The organism is Streptomyces venezuelae, from assembly GCF_008642355.1.
In the GTDB taxonomy this organism is placed as follows: domain Bacteria; phylum Actinomycetota; class Actinomycetes; order Streptomycetales; family Streptomycetaceae; genus Streptomyces; species Streptomyces venezuelae_B.
The window spans coordinates 1,383,354-1,402,555 of the sequence record NZ_CP029193.1 but is presented as its reverse complement, the minus strand read 5'-3'; the positions used below and the strand labels follow the sequence as shown (position 1 = coordinate 1,402,555).

Annotated in this window: 19 protein-coding genes; 14 read left to right on the top strand and 5 right to left on the bottom strand. The window is 71.9% G+C overall.

The window, feature by feature from the left end:
• The first annotated feature begins 5 nt into the window (after positions 1-5).
• Together mycP and DEJ47_RS06530 are read left to right on the top strand one after the other, a co-directional pair.
• Positions 6-1,190 carry a type VII secretion-associated serine protease mycosin gene (gene mycP / locus DEJ47_RS06535; RefSeq protein WP_161236940.1) on the top strand — a complete coding sequence of 395 codons (1,185 nt, stop codon included), beginning with the start codon at positions 6-8 and terminating at the stop codon, positions 1,188-1,190.
• Between the two features lie 43 nt (positions 1,191-1,233).
• The gene (locus DEJ47_RS06530; protein WP_150165815.1) at positions 1,234-1,977 is read left to right on the top strand and encodes an SseB family protein; all 744 of its coding nucleotides are present in this window, start codon (positions 1,234-1,236) and stop codon (positions 1,975-1,977) included.
• Between the two features lie 18 nt (positions 1,978-1,995).
• Here the strand turns inward: DEJ47_RS06530 and DEJ47_RS06525 are convergent, their stop codons facing one another.
• Positions 1,996-2,379, bottom strand: a complete 384-nt coding sequence (locus tag DEJ47_RS06525) for a DUF1844 domain-containing protein (RefSeq protein ID WP_150165814.1) — start codon at positions 2,377-2,379, stop codon at positions 1,996-1,998.
• Between the two features lie 391 nt (positions 2,380-2,770).
• On the opposite strand from DEJ47_RS06525, the gene infC reads away from it, so the two are divergent.
• The 10 genes from infC (at position 2,771) to DEJ47_RS06475 (ending at position 13,718) form a co-directional block, all read left to right on the top strand.
• Positions 2,771-3,433: a translation initiation factor IF-3 gene (gene infC, locus DEJ47_RS06520; RefSeq protein WP_150175463.1), complete on the top strand. Its 663-nt coding sequence runs from the start codon at positions 2,771-2,773 to the stop codon at positions 3,431-3,433.
• A 106-nt stretch (positions 3,434-3,539) separates the two neighbouring features.
• On the top strand, positions 3,540-3,734 hold the full coding sequence (gene rpmI / locus DEJ47_RS06515) for a 50S ribosomal protein L35 (protein ID WP_007829094.1): 195 nt from the start codon (positions 3,540-3,542) through the stop codon (positions 3,732-3,734).
• A 97-nt stretch (positions 3,735-3,831) separates the two neighbouring features.
• Positions 3,832-4,215 carry a 50S ribosomal protein L20 gene (gene rplT / locus DEJ47_RS06510; protein WP_150165812.1) on the top strand — a complete coding sequence of 128 codons (384 nt, stop codon included), beginning with the start codon at positions 3,832-3,834 and terminating at the stop codon, positions 4,213-4,215.
• 182 nt (positions 4,216-4,397) lie between these two features.
• On the top strand, positions 4,398-5,225 hold the full coding sequence (locus DEJ47_RS06505; protein WP_150165810.1) for a TrmH family RNA methyltransferase: 828 nt from the start codon (positions 4,398-4,400) through the stop codon (positions 5,223-5,225).
• 80 nt (positions 5,226-5,305) lie between these two features.
• Positions 5,306-6,448: an ATP-binding protein gene (locus DEJ47_RS06500; RefSeq protein WP_150165808.1), complete on the top strand. Its 1,143-nt coding sequence runs from the start codon at positions 5,306-5,308 to the stop codon at positions 6,446-6,448.
• Positions 6,449-6,606: 158 nt separating this feature from the next.
• A complete protein-coding gene (pheS, locus tag DEJ47_RS06495) occupies positions 6,607-7,737 on the top strand; it encodes a phenylalanine--tRNA ligase subunit alpha (protein WP_150165806.1) in 1,131 nt (376 codons plus the stop codon).
• The gene (gene pheT / locus DEJ47_RS06490) at positions 7,737-10,265 is read left to right on the top strand and encodes a phenylalanine--tRNA ligase subunit beta (RefSeq protein ID WP_150165804.1); all 2,529 of its coding nucleotides are present in this window, start codon (positions 7,737-7,739) and stop codon (positions 10,263-10,265) included. Before pheS ends, pheT begins: the two co-directional genes overlap by 1 nt.
• Before the next feature lie 190 nt (positions 10,266-10,455).
• Complete coding sequence (locus DEJ47_RS06485; RefSeq protein ID WP_150165802.1) at positions 10,456-11,517, top strand: PP2C family protein-serine/threonine phosphatase; 1,062 nt, start codon at positions 10,456-10,458, stop codon at positions 11,515-11,517.
• Between the two features lie 191 nt (positions 11,518-11,708).
• The gene (locus DEJ47_RS06480; RefSeq protein WP_150165800.1) at positions 11,709-13,058 is read left to right on the top strand and encodes a transcriptional regulator; all 1,350 of its coding nucleotides are present in this window, start codon (positions 11,709-11,711) and stop codon (positions 13,056-13,058) included.
• 117 nt (positions 13,059-13,175) lie between these two features.
• Positions 13,176-13,718: an NUDIX hydrolase gene (locus DEJ47_RS06475; protein ID WP_150165798.1), complete on the top strand. Its 543-nt coding sequence runs from the start codon at positions 13,176-13,178 to the stop codon at positions 13,716-13,718.
• Here the strand turns inward: DEJ47_RS06475 and DEJ47_RS06470 are convergent, their stop codons facing one another.
• Together DEJ47_RS06470 and DEJ47_RS06465 are read right to left on the bottom strand one after the other, a co-directional pair.
• Positions 13,719-13,976, bottom strand: a complete 258-nt coding sequence (locus DEJ47_RS06470; RefSeq protein WP_150165797.1) for a hypothetical protein — start codon at positions 13,974-13,976, stop codon at positions 13,719-13,721.
• A 226-nt stretch (positions 13,977-14,202) separates the two neighbouring features.
• A complete protein-coding gene (locus DEJ47_RS06465; RefSeq protein WP_150165795.1) occupies positions 14,203-15,063 on the bottom strand; it encodes a 3-hydroxybutyryl-CoA dehydrogenase in 861 nt (286 codons plus the stop codon).
• A gap of 187 nt (positions 15,064-15,250) precedes the next feature.
• On the opposite strand from DEJ47_RS06465, the gene DEJ47_RS06460 reads away from it, so the two are divergent.
• Complete coding sequence (locus tag DEJ47_RS06460) at positions 15,251-16,486, top strand: glycoside hydrolase family 10 protein (protein ID WP_150165793.1); 1,236 nt, start codon at positions 15,251-15,253, stop codon at positions 16,484-16,486.
• Positions 16,487-16,512: 26 nt separating this feature from the next.
• Here the strand turns inward: DEJ47_RS06460 and DEJ47_RS06455 are convergent, their stop codons facing one another.
• Positions 16,513-16,707, bottom strand: coding sequence for a DUF1918 domain-containing protein (locus DEJ47_RS06455; protein WP_150165791.1), 195 nt, complete (start codon positions 16,705-16,707; stop codon positions 16,513-16,515).
• A 95-nt stretch (positions 16,708-16,802) separates the two neighbouring features.
• Positions 16,803-17,747 carry a DMT family transporter gene (locus tag DEJ47_RS06450; RefSeq protein WP_150165789.1) on the bottom strand — a complete coding sequence of 315 codons (945 nt, stop codon included), beginning with the start codon at positions 17,745-17,747 and terminating at the stop codon, positions 16,803-16,805.
• On the opposite strand from DEJ47_RS06450, the gene DEJ47_RS06445 reads away from it, so the two are divergent.
• Positions 17,746-19,188, top strand: coding sequence for a PLP-dependent aminotransferase family protein (locus tag DEJ47_RS06445; protein ID WP_150165787.1), 1,443 nt, complete (start codon positions 17,746-17,748; stop codon positions 19,186-19,188). The two genes, DEJ47_RS06450 and DEJ47_RS06445, sit on opposite strands and share 2 nt — an antisense overlap.
• Positions 19,189-19,202 lie beyond the last annotated feature (14 nt).

Genomic DNA, 19,202 nt, shown 5'->3' with positions numbered 1-19,202 from the left:
GGAGCGTGAGGAGGGGGACCGGCGGACGGCGCACGGTCGCGGCGGGGCTCGCCGCCGCCCTCGCCCTCGTACCCCTCACCGCCGCCACCGCCCACGCCGACGACGGCATCCGCGCCCAGCAGTGGGCCCTCGACGCCCTGCACACCAGCCAGGCCTGGCAGACCACGAAGGGCCGGGGCATCACCGTCGCCGTCCTGGACACCGGCATAGACGCCGAGCACCCCGACCTGGAGGGCAACGTCCTCGAAGGCACGGACATGGTCGGCTTCGGCGCGGGCCGCGGCGACCGCCCCTGGGCCAGGCACGGCACCGCCATGGCCGGCATCATCGCGGGCCACGGACACGGGGAGGGCCGCGCGGACGGTGTGCTCGGCGTCGCGCCCGAGGCCAAGATCCTGCCGGTCCGGGTGATCCTCGAAGACGGCGACCCCGCCCGCAAGAAGGCCCGCAACACCCGCGGCAACGCCCTCGCCGAAGGCATCCGCTGGGCCGCGGACCACGGCGCGGACGTCATCAACCTCTCCCTCGGCGACGACTCCAAGTCCGCCCACCCCGAACCCGCCGAGGACGCCGCCGTCCAGTACGCCCTGAAGAAGGGCGTCGCCGTCGTCGCCTCCGCTGGCAACGGCGGTGAACGCGGCGACCACATCTCCTACCCCGCCGCCTACCCCGGCGTGATCGCCGCGACGGCCGTCGACGAGAACGGAGCCCGCGCCTCCTTCTCCACCCGCCGCTGGTACGCCACCGTCGCCGCGCCAGGCGACGACATCGTCATCGCCGACCCCGACCGCAAGTACTACGAAGGCTGGGGCACCAGCGCCGCCTCCGCCTTCGTGTCGGGCGCCGTCGCCCTGATCCGCGCCGCGCACCCCGCCCTGAAGCCCGCGCAGATCAAGGAGATCCTGGAGGACACAGCCCGCGACGCACCTTCCGGCGGCCGTGACGACTCCCGGGGCTTCGGACTCATCGACCCGGCGGCCGCACTGGACCGCGCAGGGCGGACCAAGCCGCAGGACCAGCGCACGGCGACGTACGGCACGAAGTACTTCGGCAGCGGTCCCGACGCGACAGCGTCCGACGACGGCCCCGCGGGCTGGGTGGGCCCCGCGGCCGGCGCCCTCGGCATCGGCCTCCTGGCCCTGGCCGTCCACCTCTGGCGCACCAGGCCCGGGACCTCCCGACGCGCCTGATCCGGCCGCACGGTCACTCTGTAGGGTCGACACCGTGGTGAACATGGCGAACGCGGCGAACAAGAACATTCCCGACCCCGGCTTCTCCGACGACGACGGGACCGCCGATCCCCGGCTGGCCGCCGCGCTCGCCGGCTGGGCCGCGGACCGTACGGCCCACGGGCCCGTCCTGGAGGCACTCGCCGGGGCCCGGCTCCTCGTGCCGGTCGTCGCCGTGCTCGGCGAGGTCGAGGAGGACGAGAACGGGCTGCGCCGCGAGAAGACCAGCGACATGGCCGTCCCCACCCTCAAGGCCGGTGACCGCAAGGCGCTGCCCGCGTTCACCTCCATCGAGGCCCTCGCGCTGTGGGACCCGGCCGCCCGCCCCGTCGCCGTACCGCTCCACCAGGCGCTCCAGGCCGCAGCCCACGAGCAGGCCGACACCATCGTCCTCGACCTCGCCGGGCCGGTCCCCTACGAACTCGGCCGCTCCGCGCTGCTCGCCCTCGCCGAGGGCCGCGCCAGCGCCGACCCGCTCGCCGACCCCGCCGTCACCGACGCGGTCCGTGCCGCCGTCGCCGCCGAGCCCGCCGTGCTCCGCGCCCACCTCGGCCCCGGCAGCGCGGACGGCACCCTCGCCCTCGTCCTCGACCCCGCCGCCGACCAGGCGGAGGCCGCCCAGCGCGTGGCCCGGCGGATCGCCGCCGACGAAACACTGAGGGCCCGCCTGGTGCGCGGCCTCGACCTGGCACTCCTGCCGGCCGAGGCGACGCCACCGGGCGAGCCCCTCTACGTACGTACGGTGTGAGCCCCGTACTCGGACCGCTCAGCCGAAGACCGGGCCCGTGTACTTCTCGCCGGGGCCCTGACCGGGCTCGTCCGGCACCACCGACGCCTCGCGGAACGCCAGCTGCAGCGACTTCAGGCCGTCGCGCAGCGGAGCCGCGTGGAACGAGCTGACCTCCGTGGCGCTCGCGTCGAGCAGGCCGGCCAGCGAGTGGATCAGCTTCCGGGCCTCGTCCAGGTCCTTGTGGCCCTCGCCGCCCTCGGCGAGACCGAGGTTCACCGCGGCGGCGCTCATCAGGTGGACCGCCACCGTGGTGATCACCTCGACCGCGGGGACGTCCGCGATGTCACGGGTCAGGGTGTCGAAGTCGGGGGAGTCGGGCCCGGGGGCCGCGGACTCGGGGGTGGGGGTCGTGTCGCTCATGTCCCACACGATAAGCCGAGCGCCGGACCGCCCGAGCCGCGGGAGTCGTTGCGCACAGTGGTTCGCCCCACCCCCGGGGAGCTGCTAACCTTGTGTAACGACCGGCTGGATACCCGCGTGTCAGCGCAAGGTTCCGGCCCACAAGTGGAGGCTCCGTTCTCCCACCTGACCGCTCCCCGGAGCGGCGGGTCACCGGTCAGGCGGCCGAAGTCCCCGAGGCTTCGGGTCGCCCGATGTGCGCCCCGCGATCACCGCGGAGGTGCTCCGGTAGTACATGGAGCCCCTCAGTGATCGGTCGGGGCATTTTTTATGGCTCCGCGCGGTTGGTCCAGTTAACAGACGTAACGCGGCTGTCCGCCAGACGGTCGCGTGGTGCTACCGAGGAGGATCCATCAGCGCCGAGCCCCGCATCAACGACCGGATTCGCGTTCCCGAGGTGCGACTTGTCGGTCCCAGCGGCGAGCAGGTCGGGATTGTTCCGCTTGCCAAGGCCCTGGAGCTTGCGCAGGAGTACGACCTCGACCTGGTTGAGGTCGCGGCGAACGCCCGTCCGCCCGTGTGCAAGCTCATGGACTACGGGAAGTTCAAGTACGAGTCGGCCATGAAGGCCCGTGAAGCGCGCAAGAACCAGGCGCACACGGTCATCAAGGAGATGAAGCTCCGGCCGAAGATCGACCCGCACGACTATGACACCAAGAAGGGTCACGTCGTCCGGTTCCTCAAGCAGGGCGACAAGGTCAAGATCACGATCATGTTCCGTGGTCGCGAGCAGTCCCGCCCCGAGCTGGGCTTCCGACTGCTGCAGCGCCTCGCTTCGGACGTCGAGGACCTTGGGTTCATCGAGTCGAACCCGAAGCAGGACGGCCGAAACATGATCATGGTTCTCGGTCCGCACAAGAAGAAGACCGAGGCGATGGCCGAGGCCCGCGAGGCCCAGGCGGCCCGCAAGGCGGACGCGAAGGCCAACCCGGGCCGCTCGCAGAACTCCGCCGAGGGGGAGGAGCCCGCCGAGGCTCCCGCCGAGGCCCCGGCCGAAGCTCCCGCCGAGGCCTGATCCCCGGGGCGCAGGCCCAAGGGATTGCAACTGACACATATGGCTCCCGGATGCCCGGTTTCACGACCGGGCATCGGAGTGCCACTGACGAGGAGAGAACGGCGCTATGCCGAAGAACAAGTCGCACAGCGGTGCCAGCAAGCGCTTCAAGGTCACCGGCTCCGGCAAGGTGCTCCGTGAGCGCGCCGGCAAGCGCCACCTGCTCGAGCACAAGTCGTCCCGTCTGACGCGTCGCCTCACCGGCAACGCCGAGATGGCCCCGGGCGACGCCAAGAAGATCAAGAAGCTTCTCGGCAAGTGAGCTCGGGTGCCGGACACGGCACCTGACCTCTGACCGGGACCCAATCGATACCGGGCCGTGTGAGTCCAACCACGGCCCCGCTACAAGGAGTTAACAAGTGGCACGCGTCAAGCGGGCAGTCAACGCCCACAAGAAGCGTCGGGCGATCCTCGAGCAGGCCAGCGGCTACCGCGGCCAGCGTTCGCGCCTGTACCGCAAGGCCAAGGAGCAGGTCACCCACTCCCTGGTCTACAACTACAACGACCGCAAGAAGCGCAAGGGCGACTTCCGTCAGCTGTGGATCCAGCGCATCAACGCCGCTGCCCGCGCCAACGGCATCACCTACAACCGCTTCATCCAGGGTCTGAAGGCCGCCAACATCGAGGTGGACCGCAAGATCCTCGCGGAGCTGGCCGTCAACGACGAGAACGCGTTCGCCGCGCTCGTCGAGGTTGCGCAGAAGGCGCTGCCGTCGGACGTCAACGCGCCCAAGGCTGCGTGACGCCGCGCTGAGCTCAGCGTGATGTTCGGACCCGTAAGCCGTCTGGCTTGCGGGTCCGATTCTGTTCGGGCTCTCGTCTGCCCGCCTGTGTCGTCTGCCGTCCGCGGGTCCGTCGTGGCTGGTCGCGCAGTTCCCCGCGCCCCTTTCAGGGGCGCCCCCGCCCCTATGCCGAAGGTGAGTCCATGCCCGCCGCCCCCGAATTGATCTCCCCCAAGTCGCCGCGCGTCAGTGCCGCGCGGCGGCTGGCCAAGCGGAACTTCCGGGGGAAGGAGCGGCTGTTCCTCGCCGAGGGGCCGCAGGCCGTGCGGGAGGCCGCCGGGCACGGGCAGACGCTCGTCGAGCTGTTCGCCACCGTCGACGCCGCCGAGCGGTACGCCGACATCGTGGGGGAGGCCCGCGCCGCCGGTGCCCGCGTGCACCTCGCCGACGAGGACGTCATCGCCGACATCTCGACGACCGTCACCCCGCAGGGCCTCGTCGGCGTCTGCCGGTTCCTCGACGTGCCGTTCGAGGAGATCCTCGCCGCCCGGCCGCGGCTCGTCGCCGTGCTCGCCAACGTCCGCGACCCCGGGAACGCCGGGACCGTGCTGCGGTGCGCCGACGCCGCGGGCGCCGACGCCGTGATCCTCACGGACGCCTCCGTGGACCTCTACAACCCCAAGTCCGTGCGCGCCTCCGTCGGCTCGCACTTCCATCTGCCGGTCGCCGTGGGCGTGCCCGTCGAGCAGGCCGTGCGGGGGCTGAAGGGTGTGGGCGTACGGATCCTCGCCGCCGACGGGGCGGGCGAGGACGACCTCGACGCGGAGCTCGACAAGGGCACCATGGGCACCCCGACCGCCTGGATCTTCGGCAACGAGGCGTGGGGGCTGCCGGAGGAGACCCGCGCACTCGCCGACGCCGTGGTGCGCGTTCCGATCCACGGCAGAGCCGAAAGCCTCAACCTCGCGACGGCCGCCGCCGTGTGCCTCTATGCGTCCGCCCGTGCGCAGCGTGCCTCCAGTACTCGCTGAGGGGGTCCGCTCCGTCACATCGAGCTAGTAGTGTGACGGGCTCGGAGGCCCCGACAGGTCCGAGAGGTGGGGTACGGGGAATGAGTGTGGGCACGAGCAGAGCACCGGGGGTACAGGACCTCGTCCGTGCTCGCGCGGACCACGGCGGTCCCGGTGACCTCGGCGGCCTCGGACTCGACCCCGACGAGCTGCCCGACGGGCTCGTCGTCGCGGACGAGACGGGCCACGTCATCTGCTTCAACGCGGCGGCGGCACGCATCACCGCCGTACCGGCGGCCGAGGCACTCGGCACGCCCCTGGAGCACGCGCTCCCCTTAGAAGACCTCGAAGGCCGCCGCTGGTGGCAGCTGACCGATCCCTACGGCGGTCTCGCCATCCGCGTCGGCCAGCCCGAGTGCAACCTTCTCCTGCCGGGTGGCCGCGAAGTCCTCGTCTCCGCCCGCTACGTCCGCACCACCCGCACCGGCCCCGTCCGCCGCGTCGTCGTCTCGCTGCGCGACACCGAGGCCCGCCGCCGCACCGAGCGCAGCCACGCCGAGCTGATCGCCACGGTCGCCCACGAGCTCCGCTCGCCGCTCACCTCCGTCAAGGGCTTCACCGCGACGCTGCTCGCCAAGTGGGAGCGGTTCACCGACGACCAGAAGAAACTGATGCTGGAGACCGTCGACGCCGACGCGAACCGCGTCACCCGGCTGATCGCCGAACTCCTCGACATCTCCCGCATCGACTCCGGGCGCCTGGAGCTGCGCCGCCAGCCCGTCGACATAGGCGCCGCCGTCGCACGCCACATTCAGGCGCACGTCGCCGCGGGACAGGACGCGGACCGCTTCCTCGTCCGCGTCCAGCGACCGCTGCCCGACTGCTGGGCCGACCCCGACAAGGTCGACCAGGTGCTCAGCAACCTGCTGGAAAATGCCGTGCGGCACGGCGAGGGAACCGTCACCATCGAGGTGGCGCCCTCGGCGTCCCCGCGCGAGCGGGGCGGCGCCGAGACGGCCGTGACCGTGAGCGACGAGGGTCCCGGCATTCCGGAGGAGTCGATGGGCCGCGTCTTCACCCGCTTCTGGCGGGGCAGCAAGCGCGGCGGGACGGGACTGGGGTTGTACATCGTGAAGGGCATCGTGGAAGTGCACGGCGGGACGATCACCGTCGGCCGCGCTCCCGGCGGCGGCGCCCGATTCCGATTTACGTTGCCCGTGGGGGCCCCGGCGTATCTCCAGTGACCCTGTCGAGTACGCGCTGAGCAGCCCGCGGGCTCATCCGTTCACCGCACCCCCGTTAGACTCGGTCGTTGGCACTTTGTGTCCCCATACCTGGGACAGCTTGTCTCCGAGTTGTTGACGGGGACCCATCCGCCAGCCAACCGGAAGCACGGGAAGAGATGTCGGCACCGAACAAGTCGTACGACCCTGTTGAGGTCGAGGCACTGAAACCTGAAGAGATCGAGCGGATGCGGGACGAGGCGCTCGCCGCCTTCGCCGCCGCGGACTCCCTCGAAGCGCTCCAGGAGGCCAAGGTCGCGCACACCGGCGGCACGTCGCCGCTGGCGCTCGCCAACCGCGAGATCGGCGCGCTGCCCCCGCAGGCCAAGGCCGAGGCGGGCAAGCGCGTCGGCATGGCGCGCGGCGCCGTGAGCAAGGCCCTGGCCGCCCGCCAGGCCGAGCTCGAGGCCGAGCGCGACGCCCGCGTCCTGGTCGAGGAGGCGGTGGACGTCACGCTGCCGTACGACAGGACGGCCGCCGGCGCCCGGCACCCGCTGACCACGATGATGGAGCGCGTCGCCGACGTCTTCGTCTCGATGGGCTACGAGGTCGCCGAGGGCCCCGAGGTCGAGGCGGAGTGGTTCAACTTCGACGCGCTCAACTTCACGCCCGACCACCCGGCCCGGCAGATGCAGGACACCTTCTTCGTCCAGGGCCCCGAGGGCGCGCAGGGCGACGAGTCCGGCGTCGTGCTGCGCACGCACACCTCCCCGGTGCAGGCCCGCGCGCTCCTCGAGCGCCGCGAGCCGCCGGTCTACATCGTCTGCCCCGGCCGCGTGTACCGCACGGACGAGCTCGACGCCACGCACACCCCGGTCTTCCACCAGATCGAGCTGCTCGCCGTCGACGAGGGCCTCACCATGGCCGACCTCAAGGGCACCCTGGACCACATGGTCCAGGCGCTCTTCGGACCGGACATGAAGACGCGGCTGCGGCCGAACTACTTCCCGTTCACCGAGCCGTCCGCCGAGATGGACATGGTCTGCTACGTGTGCCGCGGCGAGTCCGTCGGCAACCCCGACCGCGCCTGCCGCACCTGCGGCAGCGAGGGCTGGATCGAGCTCGGCGGCTGCGGCATGGTCAACCCCAAGGTGCTCACCGCCTGCGGCGTAGACCCCAAGAAGTACAGCGGATTCGCCTTCGGGTTCGGCATCGAGCGAATGCTGATGTTCCGCCACAACGTCGAAGACATGCGAGACATGGTCGAGGGTGACATCCGGTTCACCCGGCCGTTCGGGATGGAGATCTGATGCGGGTCCCGCTTTCCTGGCTGCGGGAGTACGTCGACCTCCCCGCCACCGAGACCGGCCGTGACGTGCAGGCCAAGCTGATCGAGGTCGGCCTGGAGGTCGAGACCGTCGAGCAGCTCGGCGCGGGCCTCAAGGGCCCGCTCGTCGTCGGCAAGGTCCTCACCATCGAGGAGCTGGAGGGCTTCAAGAAGCCCATCCGCTTCTGCACCGTCGACGTCGGCACCGCCAACGGCACCGGCGAGCCGCAGGAGATCGTCTGCGGTGCCCGGAACTTCCAGGTCGGCGACAAGGTCGTCGTGGTCCTGCCCGGCGCCGTCCTGCCCGGCGACTTCGCCATCGCCGCCCGCAAGACGTATGGCAAGACGTCGCACGGCATGATCTGCTCCGGCGACGAGCTGGGCATGGGCGACGACGGCAGCGGCGGCATCATCGTCCTGCCGCCCGAGCACGAGGCGGGCACCGACGCCATCGAGCTCCTGGAGCTCGTCGACGAGGTCCTGGACATCGCCGTCACGCCCGACCGCGGGTACGCGCTCTCGATGCGCGGCGTCGCCCGCGAGACCGCCATCGCGTACGGCCTGCCGCTGCGCGACCCGGCGCTCCTCGACGTGCCCGCGCCGAACTCCTTCGGCTACCCGGTCAAGATCGCCGACCCGCTCGGCTGCGACCGCTTCACCGCGCGCACCGTCACGGGCCTGCAGCCCGAGGCGCGCTCCCCGATCTGGCTGCAGCGCCGTCTGCAGAAGGTCGGCATGCGCCCGATCTCGCTCGCCGTCGACATCACCAACTACGTGATGATGGAGCTCGGCCAGCCCCTGCACGCGTACGACCGTTCCCGCATCCAGGGCACGATCGGCGTGCGCCGGGCCGAGCAGGGCGAGAAGTTCACCACCCTCGACGGCACCAAGCGCGTCCTGGACGCCGGTGACCTGGTCATCACCGACGACCGCGGTCCGATCGGCCTCGCGGGCGTCATGGGCGGCGCGAACACCGAGATCGCCGACTCCGAGACCGACCCGGAGACCGGGCAGGTCCGCGGCACCACCGAGGTGGTCGTCGAGGCCGCGCACTTCGACGCGATCTCCATCGCCCGCACCGCGCGCCGCCACAAGCTGGCGTCCGAGGCGTCCAAGCGCTTCGAGCGCGGCGTCGACCCCCAGGCCGCGGCAGCCGCCGCGCAGCGCACCGTCGACCTGCTCGTGCTCCTCGCGGGCGGCAGCGCCGAGGCCGGAGTCACCGAGGTCATCGCGCCGACCGCGCCGCGCACGATCACGATGCCCGCCGACCACCCGGACAAGGTCGCCGGTGTGGCCTACGGCCGCGAGACCGTCGTACGCCGCCTCCAGGAGGTCGGCTGCGACGTCTACGGCCAGGACGACCTGACGGTCACCGTCCCGTCGTGGCGCCCCGACCTCGCCGAGCCGAACGACCTCGCCGAAGAGGTCATCCGCCTCGAGGGGTACGAGAACCTGCCCTCGACCCTGCCGAAGCCCCCCGCGGGCCGCGGCCTGACCGAGCGGCAGCGGCTGCACCGCCGTGTCGGCCGCGCGCTGGCCGGTGCGGGCTACGTCGAGTCGCTGAGCTACCCCTTCCTCGGCGAGGGCGTCTTCGACCAGCTGGGCCTGGAGGCGGACGACCCGCACCGCCGCGTGGTCAAGCTCGTCAACCCGCTCTCCGACGAGGAGCCCGCGCTCCGCACGACGCTGCTGCCGGGCCTGCTGTCCGCGCTGCGGCGCAACGACGGCCGCGGCTCGCACGACCTGGCGCTCTTCGAGACCGGCCTGGTCTTCCACCCGCAGGACGAGGCGAAGGTCGCCGGGCGTCTGCCCGTCGACCGCCGTCCCACCGACGAGGAGATCGCGTCCCTCACCGCGGCGCTGCCCGTCCAGCCCCGGCACGCCGCCGTCGTCCTCGCGGGCGCCCGCGAGCAGGCCGGCTGGTGGGGCAAGGGCCGCCCGGCCGACTGGGCCGACGCCGTCGAGGCGGCGCGGACCATCGCCCGCGAGGCCGGCGTCGAGCTCATCGTCGACCAGGGTCAGTACGGCCCGTGGCACCCGGGCCGCTGCGCCGAGCTGAAGGTCGTCGTCGACGGGGACATCGTCTCCGTCGGTCACGCCGGTGAGCTGCACCCGCGCGTCGTCAAGGCGCTCGGCGTGCCCGCGCGCACCTGCGCGATGGAGCTCGACCTCGACCGCCTGGAGCAGGCACGGGACGGGGAGCTGCGGGCGCCGCGGATCTCCACCTTCCCCGTGGCCACGCAGGACGTCGCGCTGGTCGTCGACAAGGAGGTGCCGGCCGCCGTGGTCGAGTACTACCTCCGCGGCGGCGCGGGCGAACTCCTGGAGTCCATCCGGCTGTTCGACGTCTTCGAGGGCGAGCAGATCGGCGAGGGCAAGAAGTCGCTCGCGTACGCGCTGCGCTTCCGCGCCGCCGACCGTACGCTGACCGTCGACGAGGCCTCCGCGGCCCGCGACGCGGCCGTCGCGCTGGCGGCCGAGCGGACGGGTGCGGTGCTGCGCGGAGCATAGTGACTGCCCGTAGGCGATAACAGGCGCACAAGGGGCGCAAAGAGGGGCTTATCCGGACCACCGGATAGGCCCCTCACTCGTTCGAGTGACTTCAATCGGCACCCTGACCCGATCGGCCCATGCGGTCGACAGAATCAGTCCGGCCGTACGGGTGGGACTGCGCGCCGAATCCTGGAGGGGGGCCACCGGCATGATCCGTCTCGGGAAGTCGCTGGGCCTGCCCGCGGTGTGGGGTGCCTTCGCCATCACGTACAAACTGGCCTGCCCGCTCGCCCAGGCGGAGAGCCTGGAGGCGCGGATCTTCAGCAGTGCCGTCTTCTTCGTCGTCGGGACCGGGCTGATATTCCACGCCCGGCGGGCGCTGCTGCGGGAATTGCGGCAGATGCGCGAGGTCGCCGGTGCCGCGCAGAACGTACTCCTGAGGCCACTGCCGCCCCGCATCGGGGGCCTCGCTGTCGCCGCCGGACGGCTCTCCGCGTCCCGGGGTGCGACCGTCGGGGGCGACCTGTACGAGGTGGCGGCCACCGAGCACGGCGTGCGGGTCGTCATGGGAGATGTCCGGGGTCACGGTCTCGCCGCCCTCGCGACCGTGGCCGCCGTGCTCGGCAGTTTCCGCGAGGCCGCGCACGACGAGCCCGAACTGCCGCTGGTGCTGCGCCGCCTGGAGCGCGCCCTCGACCGGCACCTGCGCGAGCGCGCGCGGGCCGAACACCCGGCGTGCGGCGGCGCCCCGCCCAAGACCCCGGTGGCCGAGGAGTTCGTCACCGTCCTGCTCCTGGAGATCGACCGGGACGGCGGGATCTCCGCACTCAACTGCGGCCACCCCTGGCCCCACCTGCTCAGCGGCACCGCACAACCCCTGACGGACAGCGATCCGCTGCCGCCGCTCGGACCCTTCCCGCTCCCCGCCGACCTGGCGGTGCTCGACTGCGGACGGCTGCTGCCCGGTGAGGCGCTGGCGCTGCACACGGACGGCATGGAGGACGCGCGCGACGCCACCGGGGCGTTCTTCCCGCTGCGCGCCGCGCTGACCGACGCGGTCCGCGTCGCGCCGGTCTCCCCGCAGGGCGTCGTCCACGCCGTCTACGACCGACTCCTGCGCCACACCGGCCACTTGCCGTCCGACGACGCGGCGCTCCTCGTCCTGCGCAACGACCGCACGAGGGTCCCGTCCCAGCAGCGGGAGGCGGCACGCGCCGCCCGCCCCGCCATGGAGTTGTCGGGCAGACGGCGGGACGAACGGCGCCGATGAGGGCCGCCGCACTGTAAGAGGGGGGAGCTCGGCGGCCCGGCCGGCCTCCTTAACTGATGAGGCATCTCAGTCAAGCGATCCCACACACCGTGCGGCAGAGCGCACACCCCCCGGATCAGGGCACTCCGTTCACACCCCGTGTGAAGGGGCCTCCACTAGTCTGAGCAGCACTGAGCCACCGGAGGGCATCCATGCAGCCCAACACCCTGCTCGACGCGATCCTCGACGAGGCCGGCATCTCCCACGCGGGACTCGCCGCACATGTGAACCAGGCCGGAAGGGCCAGAGGACTCGCGCTCCGCTACGAACACACGGCCGTGTCGCGCTGGTTGAAGGGCCAGCGGCCGCGCGGCCAGGTGCCTGACCTGATCTGCGAAGTGCTCGCCGCCCGCCTGCACCGCCCCGTCACCCTGGACGACATCGGCCTCGGTCTGCCCGGCGTCCCCGCGGCCCGGACCGGAACGTCCGCGTCCACCCTCTCCGGATTCGTGGAGCGGGCCACCGCATTGTGGCGCTCGGACGAACAGCAGCGCCCGCATCTGCTCGGGGCGCCCGCCGTCACGGGAACGCCCGCCGTGATGCCGGTCTGGGAGTGGGAGAACCCGCCCGAGGACGTCGACGTGTCACGCGGCGGACGGCACCCCGTGAGCACCGCCGACATCGAGATGATGCGCGCCGCCCGCGCCCACTACGAGCAGATGTACCGCAAGACCGGCGGCATCGCGACCCGCTCCCGCATCGTCGGTTTCCTCAACGCCGAGGTCGCGCCCCTGCTGCGCGGCAGCTACACCGACGAGATGGGACGCCAACTGCACCGCTCCACCGGCGGGTTGGTCGCCATCGCCGGGATCTGCGCCTACGACTCCGACGCGCACGGCCTCGCCCAGCGCTACTTCCACCAGGCGCTGCGCCTCTCCAAGGCCAGCGGCGACACCGGGCTCGGCGCGTACGTGATCGCGCTCCTCGTCAACCAGTCGCTGTTCATGCGCGAGTACCGCCAGGCGGTCGCGTTCGCGGAGGCCGCGCTGCGGGCCGCCGGGCGCGATCTCACCCCGGCGCTCGCCTCCGACCTGTACGCGATGCAGGCCAAGGCGTATGCGCACCTGGGCGACGGCAGGAGCGCGCTGTCCTGCATCCGGCGTGCGGAGGCGGCGGCCGATCGGATCCTGCGCGGCCGCGAGCCGGACGAGACGGGCTATGTCCAGCCCGGCCTGGTCAACGTGCAAGTGGCGGAGGCGCTGCTCAGTCTGGGCGATCTCGCCAGCGCCCGTGAGCATGCCGCGGCGGCCGTGGACACTCCGGCGCACGACCGGGGGCGGGTGCATCGCCTCGCCATGCTCAGCCAGATCGAGCTGCGCCAGGGCAACACCGACGAGGCGGTGGTCACGGCCGTGGAGATGGCGGAACAGGCCCGGGGCATGGAGTCCCAGCGGCTGCGCGACCGGCTGCGCGCCGTGCGTGAGCACCTGGTCCGCAGCGACTGCGCGGGTACGGCCGAGGCCGCCGAGCTCATCGCAGGGGCGCTGCGCGTCCCCCTGTAACGCGCAGCACCCCCGGTCCGCGATCGCGTGCACTCACCGTTCCGAAGCGCACACACGCTGCTCACACGTTTTGTCTGCTGCGATATTGCCATCTACCGATCGGAAGGTGGCAGAACCGTGCAGTGGACGAAACAGAGCGAACAAACTGTGTATGGAAATCGGTGGTTCACGGTCAATCTCGCGGATGTCGAACTGCCCGACGGCCGGCATCTGGACCACTTCCTCATACGGATGCGGCCCGTCGCCGTGGCCACCGTCGTCAACGACGCCAACGAGGTGCTCCTGCTGTGGCGACACCGCTTCATCACCGACAGCTGGGGCTGGGAACTCGCGGCAGGCGTCGTCGAGGACGGCGAGGACATCGCGTACGCCGCGGCACGCGAAATGGAGGAGGAGACCGGGTGGCGACCGGGCCCGCTGCGGCACCTGATGAGCGTCGAGCCGTCCAATGGACTCACTGACGCCAGGCACCACATCTACTGGTCCGACGAGGGGACGTACATCGGTCATCCCGAGGACGCCTTCGAGTCGGACCGCCGCGAGTGGGTCCCGCTCAAACTGGTTCCCGACATGGTGACCCGTGGGGAGGTCCCGGCCGCCAACATGGCCGCGGCGCTCCTCCTCCTGCACCATCTGCGTCTCGGCCAGGACGCGCGCTAGCTAATGGCCGAGCGCCTGCCAGACCGACACCGCGATTGCCGCGACCGCCGCGAGAGCGACGATCGTGGGGAGGGGCCAGCGTGTGTTCTCCAGCGCGGCGACCCGGGCCTCCATGGTCTCCACGTTCTTGGCGGTCTGTTCGTCGTGCTGACTGAGCAACGCCAGCCGTCCGTCGACGCGGGCAAGGCCCACCTCCAGGCTTCGGCGTAACTCAGCGAGTTCTTCCGGGACCACGGCACTCTCGCCGTCGATGGTCACGAGTCCACTCCTCTCTGTAGTGGCGCGTCCCCCCTTCATCCGCACAGGCAGTCAACCCGCCCGGTGACCAGGGCGGGAGAGTGTGCGACGGGCATATGCGAGCCCGCCGCGCACACCCTGTGTGAACGCCGCGGGCCCGGCACTCGCAGGAGTGCCGGGCCCGTCGGGTACAGAGAGTGTTCGTACGGGGAGTGATCCGCGCGTACGCCGCATGGCGTACGGGTCGTCAGGCGTACGTGTAGAAACCCGAGCCGGACTTCCGGCCGAGGCGGCCCGCGTCGACCATCCGCTGCAGCAGCGGGGGAGCGGCGTACAGCGGCTCCTTGTACTCGGTGTACATGGAGTCGGCGACCGAGGCGACCGTGTCCAGGCCGATCAGGTCGGAGAGCTTCAGCGGCCCCATCGGGTGGGCGCAGCCCATCTCCATGCCGTTGTCGATGTCCTCGCGGCTCGCGATGCCCGACTCGAACATCCGGATGGCGGAGAGCAGGTACGGGATGAGCAGGGCGTTCACCACGAAGCCCGAGCGGTCCTGGGCGCGGATCGCGTGCTTGCCGAGGACCTTCTCGACCACGGCCTGCGCCCGGCTGATGGTGCCCTCGGAGGTGGTCAGCGCGGGGATCAGCTCGACGAGCTGCTGCACCGGTGCCGGGTTGAAGAAGTGGATGCCGATGACCTGGTCGGGACGCGAGGTCGCGACGGCCAGCTTCACCAGCGGGATGGAGGAGGTGTTGGAGGCGAGGATCGCGTCCTGCCGGGTCACCACCTGGTCGAGCACCTGGAAGATCTCGGTCTTGACCTGCTCGTTCTCGACGACGGCCTCGATGACCAGGTCACGGTCGGAGAACTCGCCGAGGTCGGTGGTGAAGCTCAGGCGGTCCAGGGTCGCGTCGCGCTCCTCCTCGGAGATCTTGCCGCGCTCGGCCGCCTTGGAAAGGGAGTTGTACAGCCGCGTACGGCCGATCTCCAGGGCTTCGCCGGTGGTCTCCGCGACCTTCACGTCCAGTCCGGAGCGGGCGCAGACCTCTGCGATTCCGGCGCCCATCTGGCCACAGCCCACCACTCCGACGCGTGCGATATCGGTCATGGAGTCGGTCACCTCGTGCCTTTCGCTGATCAACGGGGCCGGCAGGACTTCCCCCGTATATGGATGCGGTGCCTGCCTCGGCCGTGAACGTTACTCCGCAATGAGGGCGCCATGACGGGCCGGGTCGGGCATGCTGTGCCCAACCGGCAAGGGGTGTCGGTGCACAGCGAGCTCAGGGGGCATGCAGATGAGGCGTATGTCACGTCGGGGTTTCTCTCTGGTGGCCGCCGCGACACTGGCGGGTCTGGCGACGACCGGGGACGCGGTCGCCGCGTCCGCCCGGCGTCCGAAGGACGGCCGCGAACTGCGCGGCATGTGGCTGGCGAGCGTCGTGAACCGTGACTGGCCGTCCAAGCCGGGGCTTCCGGCGGCTCAGCAGCGCAGCGAGCTGCTGGCCTTTCTGGACTCGGCCGTGAACCGCAGACTCAACGCGGTGGTCTTCCAGGTGCGTCCCACCGCGGACGCCCTGTGGCCATCGCCCTACGAGCCGTGGTCGGAGTACCTGACCGGCGTCCAGGGCAAGGACCCGGGCTGGGACCCGCTGGGCACCGCCGTCCACGAGGCGCACCGCAGGGGCCTGGAGCTGCACGCGTGGTTCAACCCCTTCCGGATCGCCAACCACACGGACCCGTCCCGTCTGGTGGCCACGCACCCGGCGCGGGTGCACCCCGACTGGGTCGTGCCGTACGGCGGGAAGCTGTACTACAACCCGGGGCTGCCCGCGGTGCGGCGCTTCGTGCAGGACGCGATGCTCGACGCCGTGCGCCGCTACCCGATCGACGCGGTGCACTGGGACGACTACTTCTACCCGTATCCCGTCGCGGGCCAGGTCTTCGACGACGACGACGCCTTCGAGCGGTACGGCGGCGGCTTCCCCGACCGGGCCTCGTGGCGGCGGGACAACATCGACCGGCTGGTGCGCGAGATGGCCCGGCGGGTGAAGAAGGCGCGGGCGCGCACCCAGTTCGGGATCAGCCCCTTCGCGGTCTGGCGGAACATCGCCACCGACCCGACGGGCTCGGACACCCGGGCGGGCGTGCAGACCTACGACGACCTGTACGCGGACACCCGCGGCTGGGTGAAGAAGGGCTGGATCGACTACATCGTCCCGCAGGTGTACTGGAACATCGGCTTCCCCGCCGCGGACTACGCGAAGCTCATCCCGTGGTGGAACGACGTCGTGCGCGGCACGGGCGTCAACCTCTACATCGGCGAGGCCCTGTACAAGGCGGGCGACCCGGCGCAGCCCGCGGCATGGCAGGACCCCGCGGAGCTGTCCCGGCACCTCACGTACGCCGAGGGCTTCCGCGAGGTGCGCGGGCACGTCTACTTCTCCGCGAAGGAGGTCGGCGTCGACAAGATCGGCGCGATGGCGCGGGTGGTCGCCGACCACTACCAGAAGCCGGCGAAGCCGCCGCGCTGATCCTCGTCGGTGCTGATCCTCGTGGGTCAGGAAGCCGGGTCCTGGTGCCGTACGACGGTGTCGGGCCCCGGCGACATCACGGTCTCGTGGCCGTCCTCGAAGCGGACGCGGTACGGCGGTCCGCCGTTCGCCCCCAGCACCTCGACGACCTGCGCGATCCTGTCGTGCTGCCCGACGATCCTGCCGTGCACCACCAGCTCGTCGCCTACGGTTGCACGCATCTGGAGTGCCCCCTCGTCCCGCTCTGCGGTCGCGATCTGTGGCGGCAAGTGTACGACGGGTGGCGGGAGTTGGGACCTGTCGGGCGGGCAGCCCGTCAGCCGCGGGCCCGTTGGGTGACCGCGATGCAGACGAGGACCGCGGCCGCCGTGAGGGGCGCGGCGACGGTGAGGTGCTCGCCGAGCAGGAACACCGACCACACCAGTGTCAGGAGCGGCTGGGCGAGCTGCAGCTGGCTGGCCTTGGGGACGCCGATCGCCGCCATGCCCCGGTACCAGACGACCAGGCCGAGGAACTGCGAGCCGAGCGCCGCGTAGAGCAGCCCCGCCGTGCTGTGTCCGGTGAGGTGGAAGGACTCGTGGGGCAGGGCGAGGACCGCGCCCGCGATGTTGAGCGGCAGGCAGAGGATCAGCGCCCAGCCGATGACCTGCCAGCCGGGCATCTCGCGGGCCAGGCGGCCGCCCTCGGTGTAGCCGGCCGCGCAGATCAGCAGCGCGCCGAAGAGGTACAGGTCGGCGGTGGTGAGGGCGCCGCCGCTCTGCTGCACGGTGAACCCGATGACAGCCGCCGCCCCGGCGAGCGCCGCCACCCAGAACGTGCGCGACGGGCGGGCGCCCGTGCGCAGCGCGGCGAAGACCGCGGTCGTGAGGGGGAGCAGTCCGACGACCACGGCCGCGTGGGCGGTGGTCGAGGTCTGCAGGGCGAGCGTGGTGAGCAGCGGGAAGCCGACGACGACACCGGCGCCGACGACCGCGAGACCCGCCCAGTGGCGGCGGTCGGGGACCGCGACGCGCAGCGCGAGCAGACAGCCGCCCGCGACGAGCGCGCTGAGCGCCCCGCGCAGGGTCACGAAGCTCCACGGGCCGATGCCTTCGAGGCCCCAGGCGGTGGAGGGGAACGTGAGGGAGAAGGCGATGACGCCGAGGGCGGCCATGAGGGTGCCGGTGCGGTGCGTGCCCGCGGGGGCGGGGTCCCGGGGTGCTGTGGCCGGGGTGGGGACCGCTATCCGGGTCGGGCGAGTAGCGCTATCCTGTGCTGTCATGCAAGACAGTAGCAGTGTGGGCGACCTGGCGAAACGGCTGCGGAATGAGCTGGATCGCTACTCACCGGGTGGAAAGCTGCCATCGAGTCGGGCGATCGTGGAGCGGTTCAGGGTGAGCCCCGTGACCGTGTCGCGGGCCCTCGCGCAGCTCGCCGCCGAAGGTCTCGTCGTCACCCGCCCCGGCGCGGGCGTCTTCCGCGCCGAGCCGACGGCGCCCGCCGCCCCCGCGGGGGACACCTCGTGGCAGGAGGTGACGTTGAGCGCCGACGCCGCCGCGGAGCTCGTGCCGCGCTCGGTCGACGCGACCGGCGTCCTGGCCACGCTCGCCGCTCCGCCGCCCGGTGTCATCGAGTTCAACGGCGGCTACCTCGACCCGGCCCTCCAGCCCGGACAGGCGATGGCGGCGGCCCTCGCCCGCGCGGGACGACGGCCCGGCGCATGGGGGCGGCCACCCGTCGACGGCCTGCCCGAGCTGCGCGAATGGTTCGCGCGGGGGATCGGCGGGGCCGTCACGGCGGCCGAGGTCCTGATCACGGCCGGCGGCCAGAGCGCCCTGACGACGGCGCTACGGGCGCTCGCCCCGCCCGGCGCTCCCGTCCTGGTCGAGTCCCCCACGTACCCCGGCATGCTCGCCATCGCGCGGGCGGCGGGCCTGCGGCCTGTCCCCGTGCCCGTCGACACGGACGGAGTGCGGCCCCAGCTCCTGGAGGCCGCGTTCCGTGCGACCGGCGCCCGGGTCTTCGTCTGCCAGCCGCTGTTCCAGAACCCGACCGGGGCCGTGCTCTCCGCCGAGCGCCGCCCGGAGGTCCTGCGGATCGCCCGCGAGGCGGGTGCGTTCGTCATCGAGGACGACTTCGTGCGCCGCCTCGTCCACGAGGACGCCGGGCCACTGCCGCGCCCGCTCTCCTCCGACGACCCCGACGGCGTCGTCGTCCACGTCTGCTCCCTCACCAAGGCCACCTCGCCGAGCTTCCGCGTCAGCGCGCTCGCGGCCCGCGGCCCGGTCCTCGAACGGCTCCGCGCCATCCAGGTCGTCGACCACTTCTTCGTCCCGCGGCCACTCCAGGAGGCGGCACTCGAACTCGTCGGCTCGCCTGCCTGGCCGCGCCATCTGCGGGCGGTCGCGGGCGAGTTGAAGGAGCGCAGGGACGCCATGTCGGCGGCGCTGCGGCTGCGGCTGCCCGAACTCACCGTGGAGCACATCCCGGCGGGCGGCTACCACCTGTGGGTGCGGCTGCCCGACGGCGCCGACGAGGCCGCGTTCGCCTCCGCGGCACTGCGCGCGGGCGTCGCGGTGGCGCCGGGCCGCCCGTACTTCGCCGCCGAACCCCCCGCCGCCCACGTCCGGTTGAGCTTCGCCGCGGTGCCGGGGGTGGGGGAGATCACGGAGGGGGTACGGCGACTGCGCGCGGCCTGCGACGAAGTGCTGAACCTCCGCTGACCGCCCGCCTTCAC

Excerpts from the sequence above, each read along its gene's own strand:
- DEJ47_RS06455 (WP_150165791.1), bottom strand. The coding sequence starts at position 16,707 with ATGCGTGCAACCGTAGGCGACGAGCTGGTGGTGCACGGCAGGATCGTC.
- pheT (WP_150165804.1), top strand. The coding sequence starts at position 7,737 with ATGCGGGTCCCGCTTTCCTGGCTGCGGGAGTACGTCGACCTCCCCGCC.
- DEJ47_RS06450 (WP_150165789.1), bottom strand. The coding sequence starts at position 17,747 with ATGACAGCACAGGATAGCGCTACTCGCCCGACCCGGATAGCGGTCCCC.
- pheS (WP_150165806.1), top strand. The coding sequence starts at position 6,607 with ATGTCGGCACCGAACAAGTCGTACGACCCTGTTGAGGTCGAGGCACTG.
- DEJ47_RS06465 (WP_150165795.1), bottom strand. The coding sequence starts at position 15,063 with ATGACCGATATCGCACGCGTCGGAGTGGTGGGCTGTGGCCAGATGGGC.
- DEJ47_RS06505 (WP_150165810.1), top strand. The coding sequence starts at position 4,398 with ATGCCCGCCGCCCCCGAATTGATCTCCCCCAAGTCGCCGCGCGTCAGT.
- DEJ47_RS06460 (WP_150165793.1), top strand. The coding sequence starts at position 15,251 with ATGAGGCGTATGTCACGTCGGGGTTTCTCTCTGGTGGCCGCCGCGACA.
- DEJ47_RS06485 (WP_150165802.1), top strand. The coding sequence starts at position 10,456 with ATGATCCGTCTCGGGAAGTCGCTGGGCCTGCCCGCGGTGTGGGGTGCC.
- DEJ47_RS06500 (WP_150165808.1), top strand. The coding sequence starts at position 5,306 with ATGAGTGTGGGCACGAGCAGAGCACCGGGGGTACAGGACCTCGTCCGT.
- DEJ47_RS06445 (WP_150165787.1), top strand. The coding sequence starts at position 17,746 with ATGCAAGACAGTAGCAGTGTGGGCGACCTGGCGAAACGGCTGCGGAAT.
- rpmI (WP_007829094.1), top strand. The coding sequence starts at position 3,540 with ATGCCGAAGAACAAGTCGCACAGCGGTGCCAGCAAGCGCTTCAAGGTC.
- DEJ47_RS06480 (WP_150165800.1), top strand. The coding sequence starts at position 11,709 with ATGCAGCCCAACACCCTGCTCGACGCGATCCTCGACGAGGCCGGCATC.
- DEJ47_RS06530 (WP_150165815.1), top strand. The coding sequence starts at position 1,234 with ATGGCGAACGCGGCGAACAAGAACATTCCCGACCCCGGCTTCTCCGAC.
- DEJ47_RS06525 (WP_150165814.1), bottom strand. The coding sequence starts at position 2,379 with ATGAGCGACACGACCCCCACCCCCGAGTCCGCGGCCCCCGGGCCCGAC.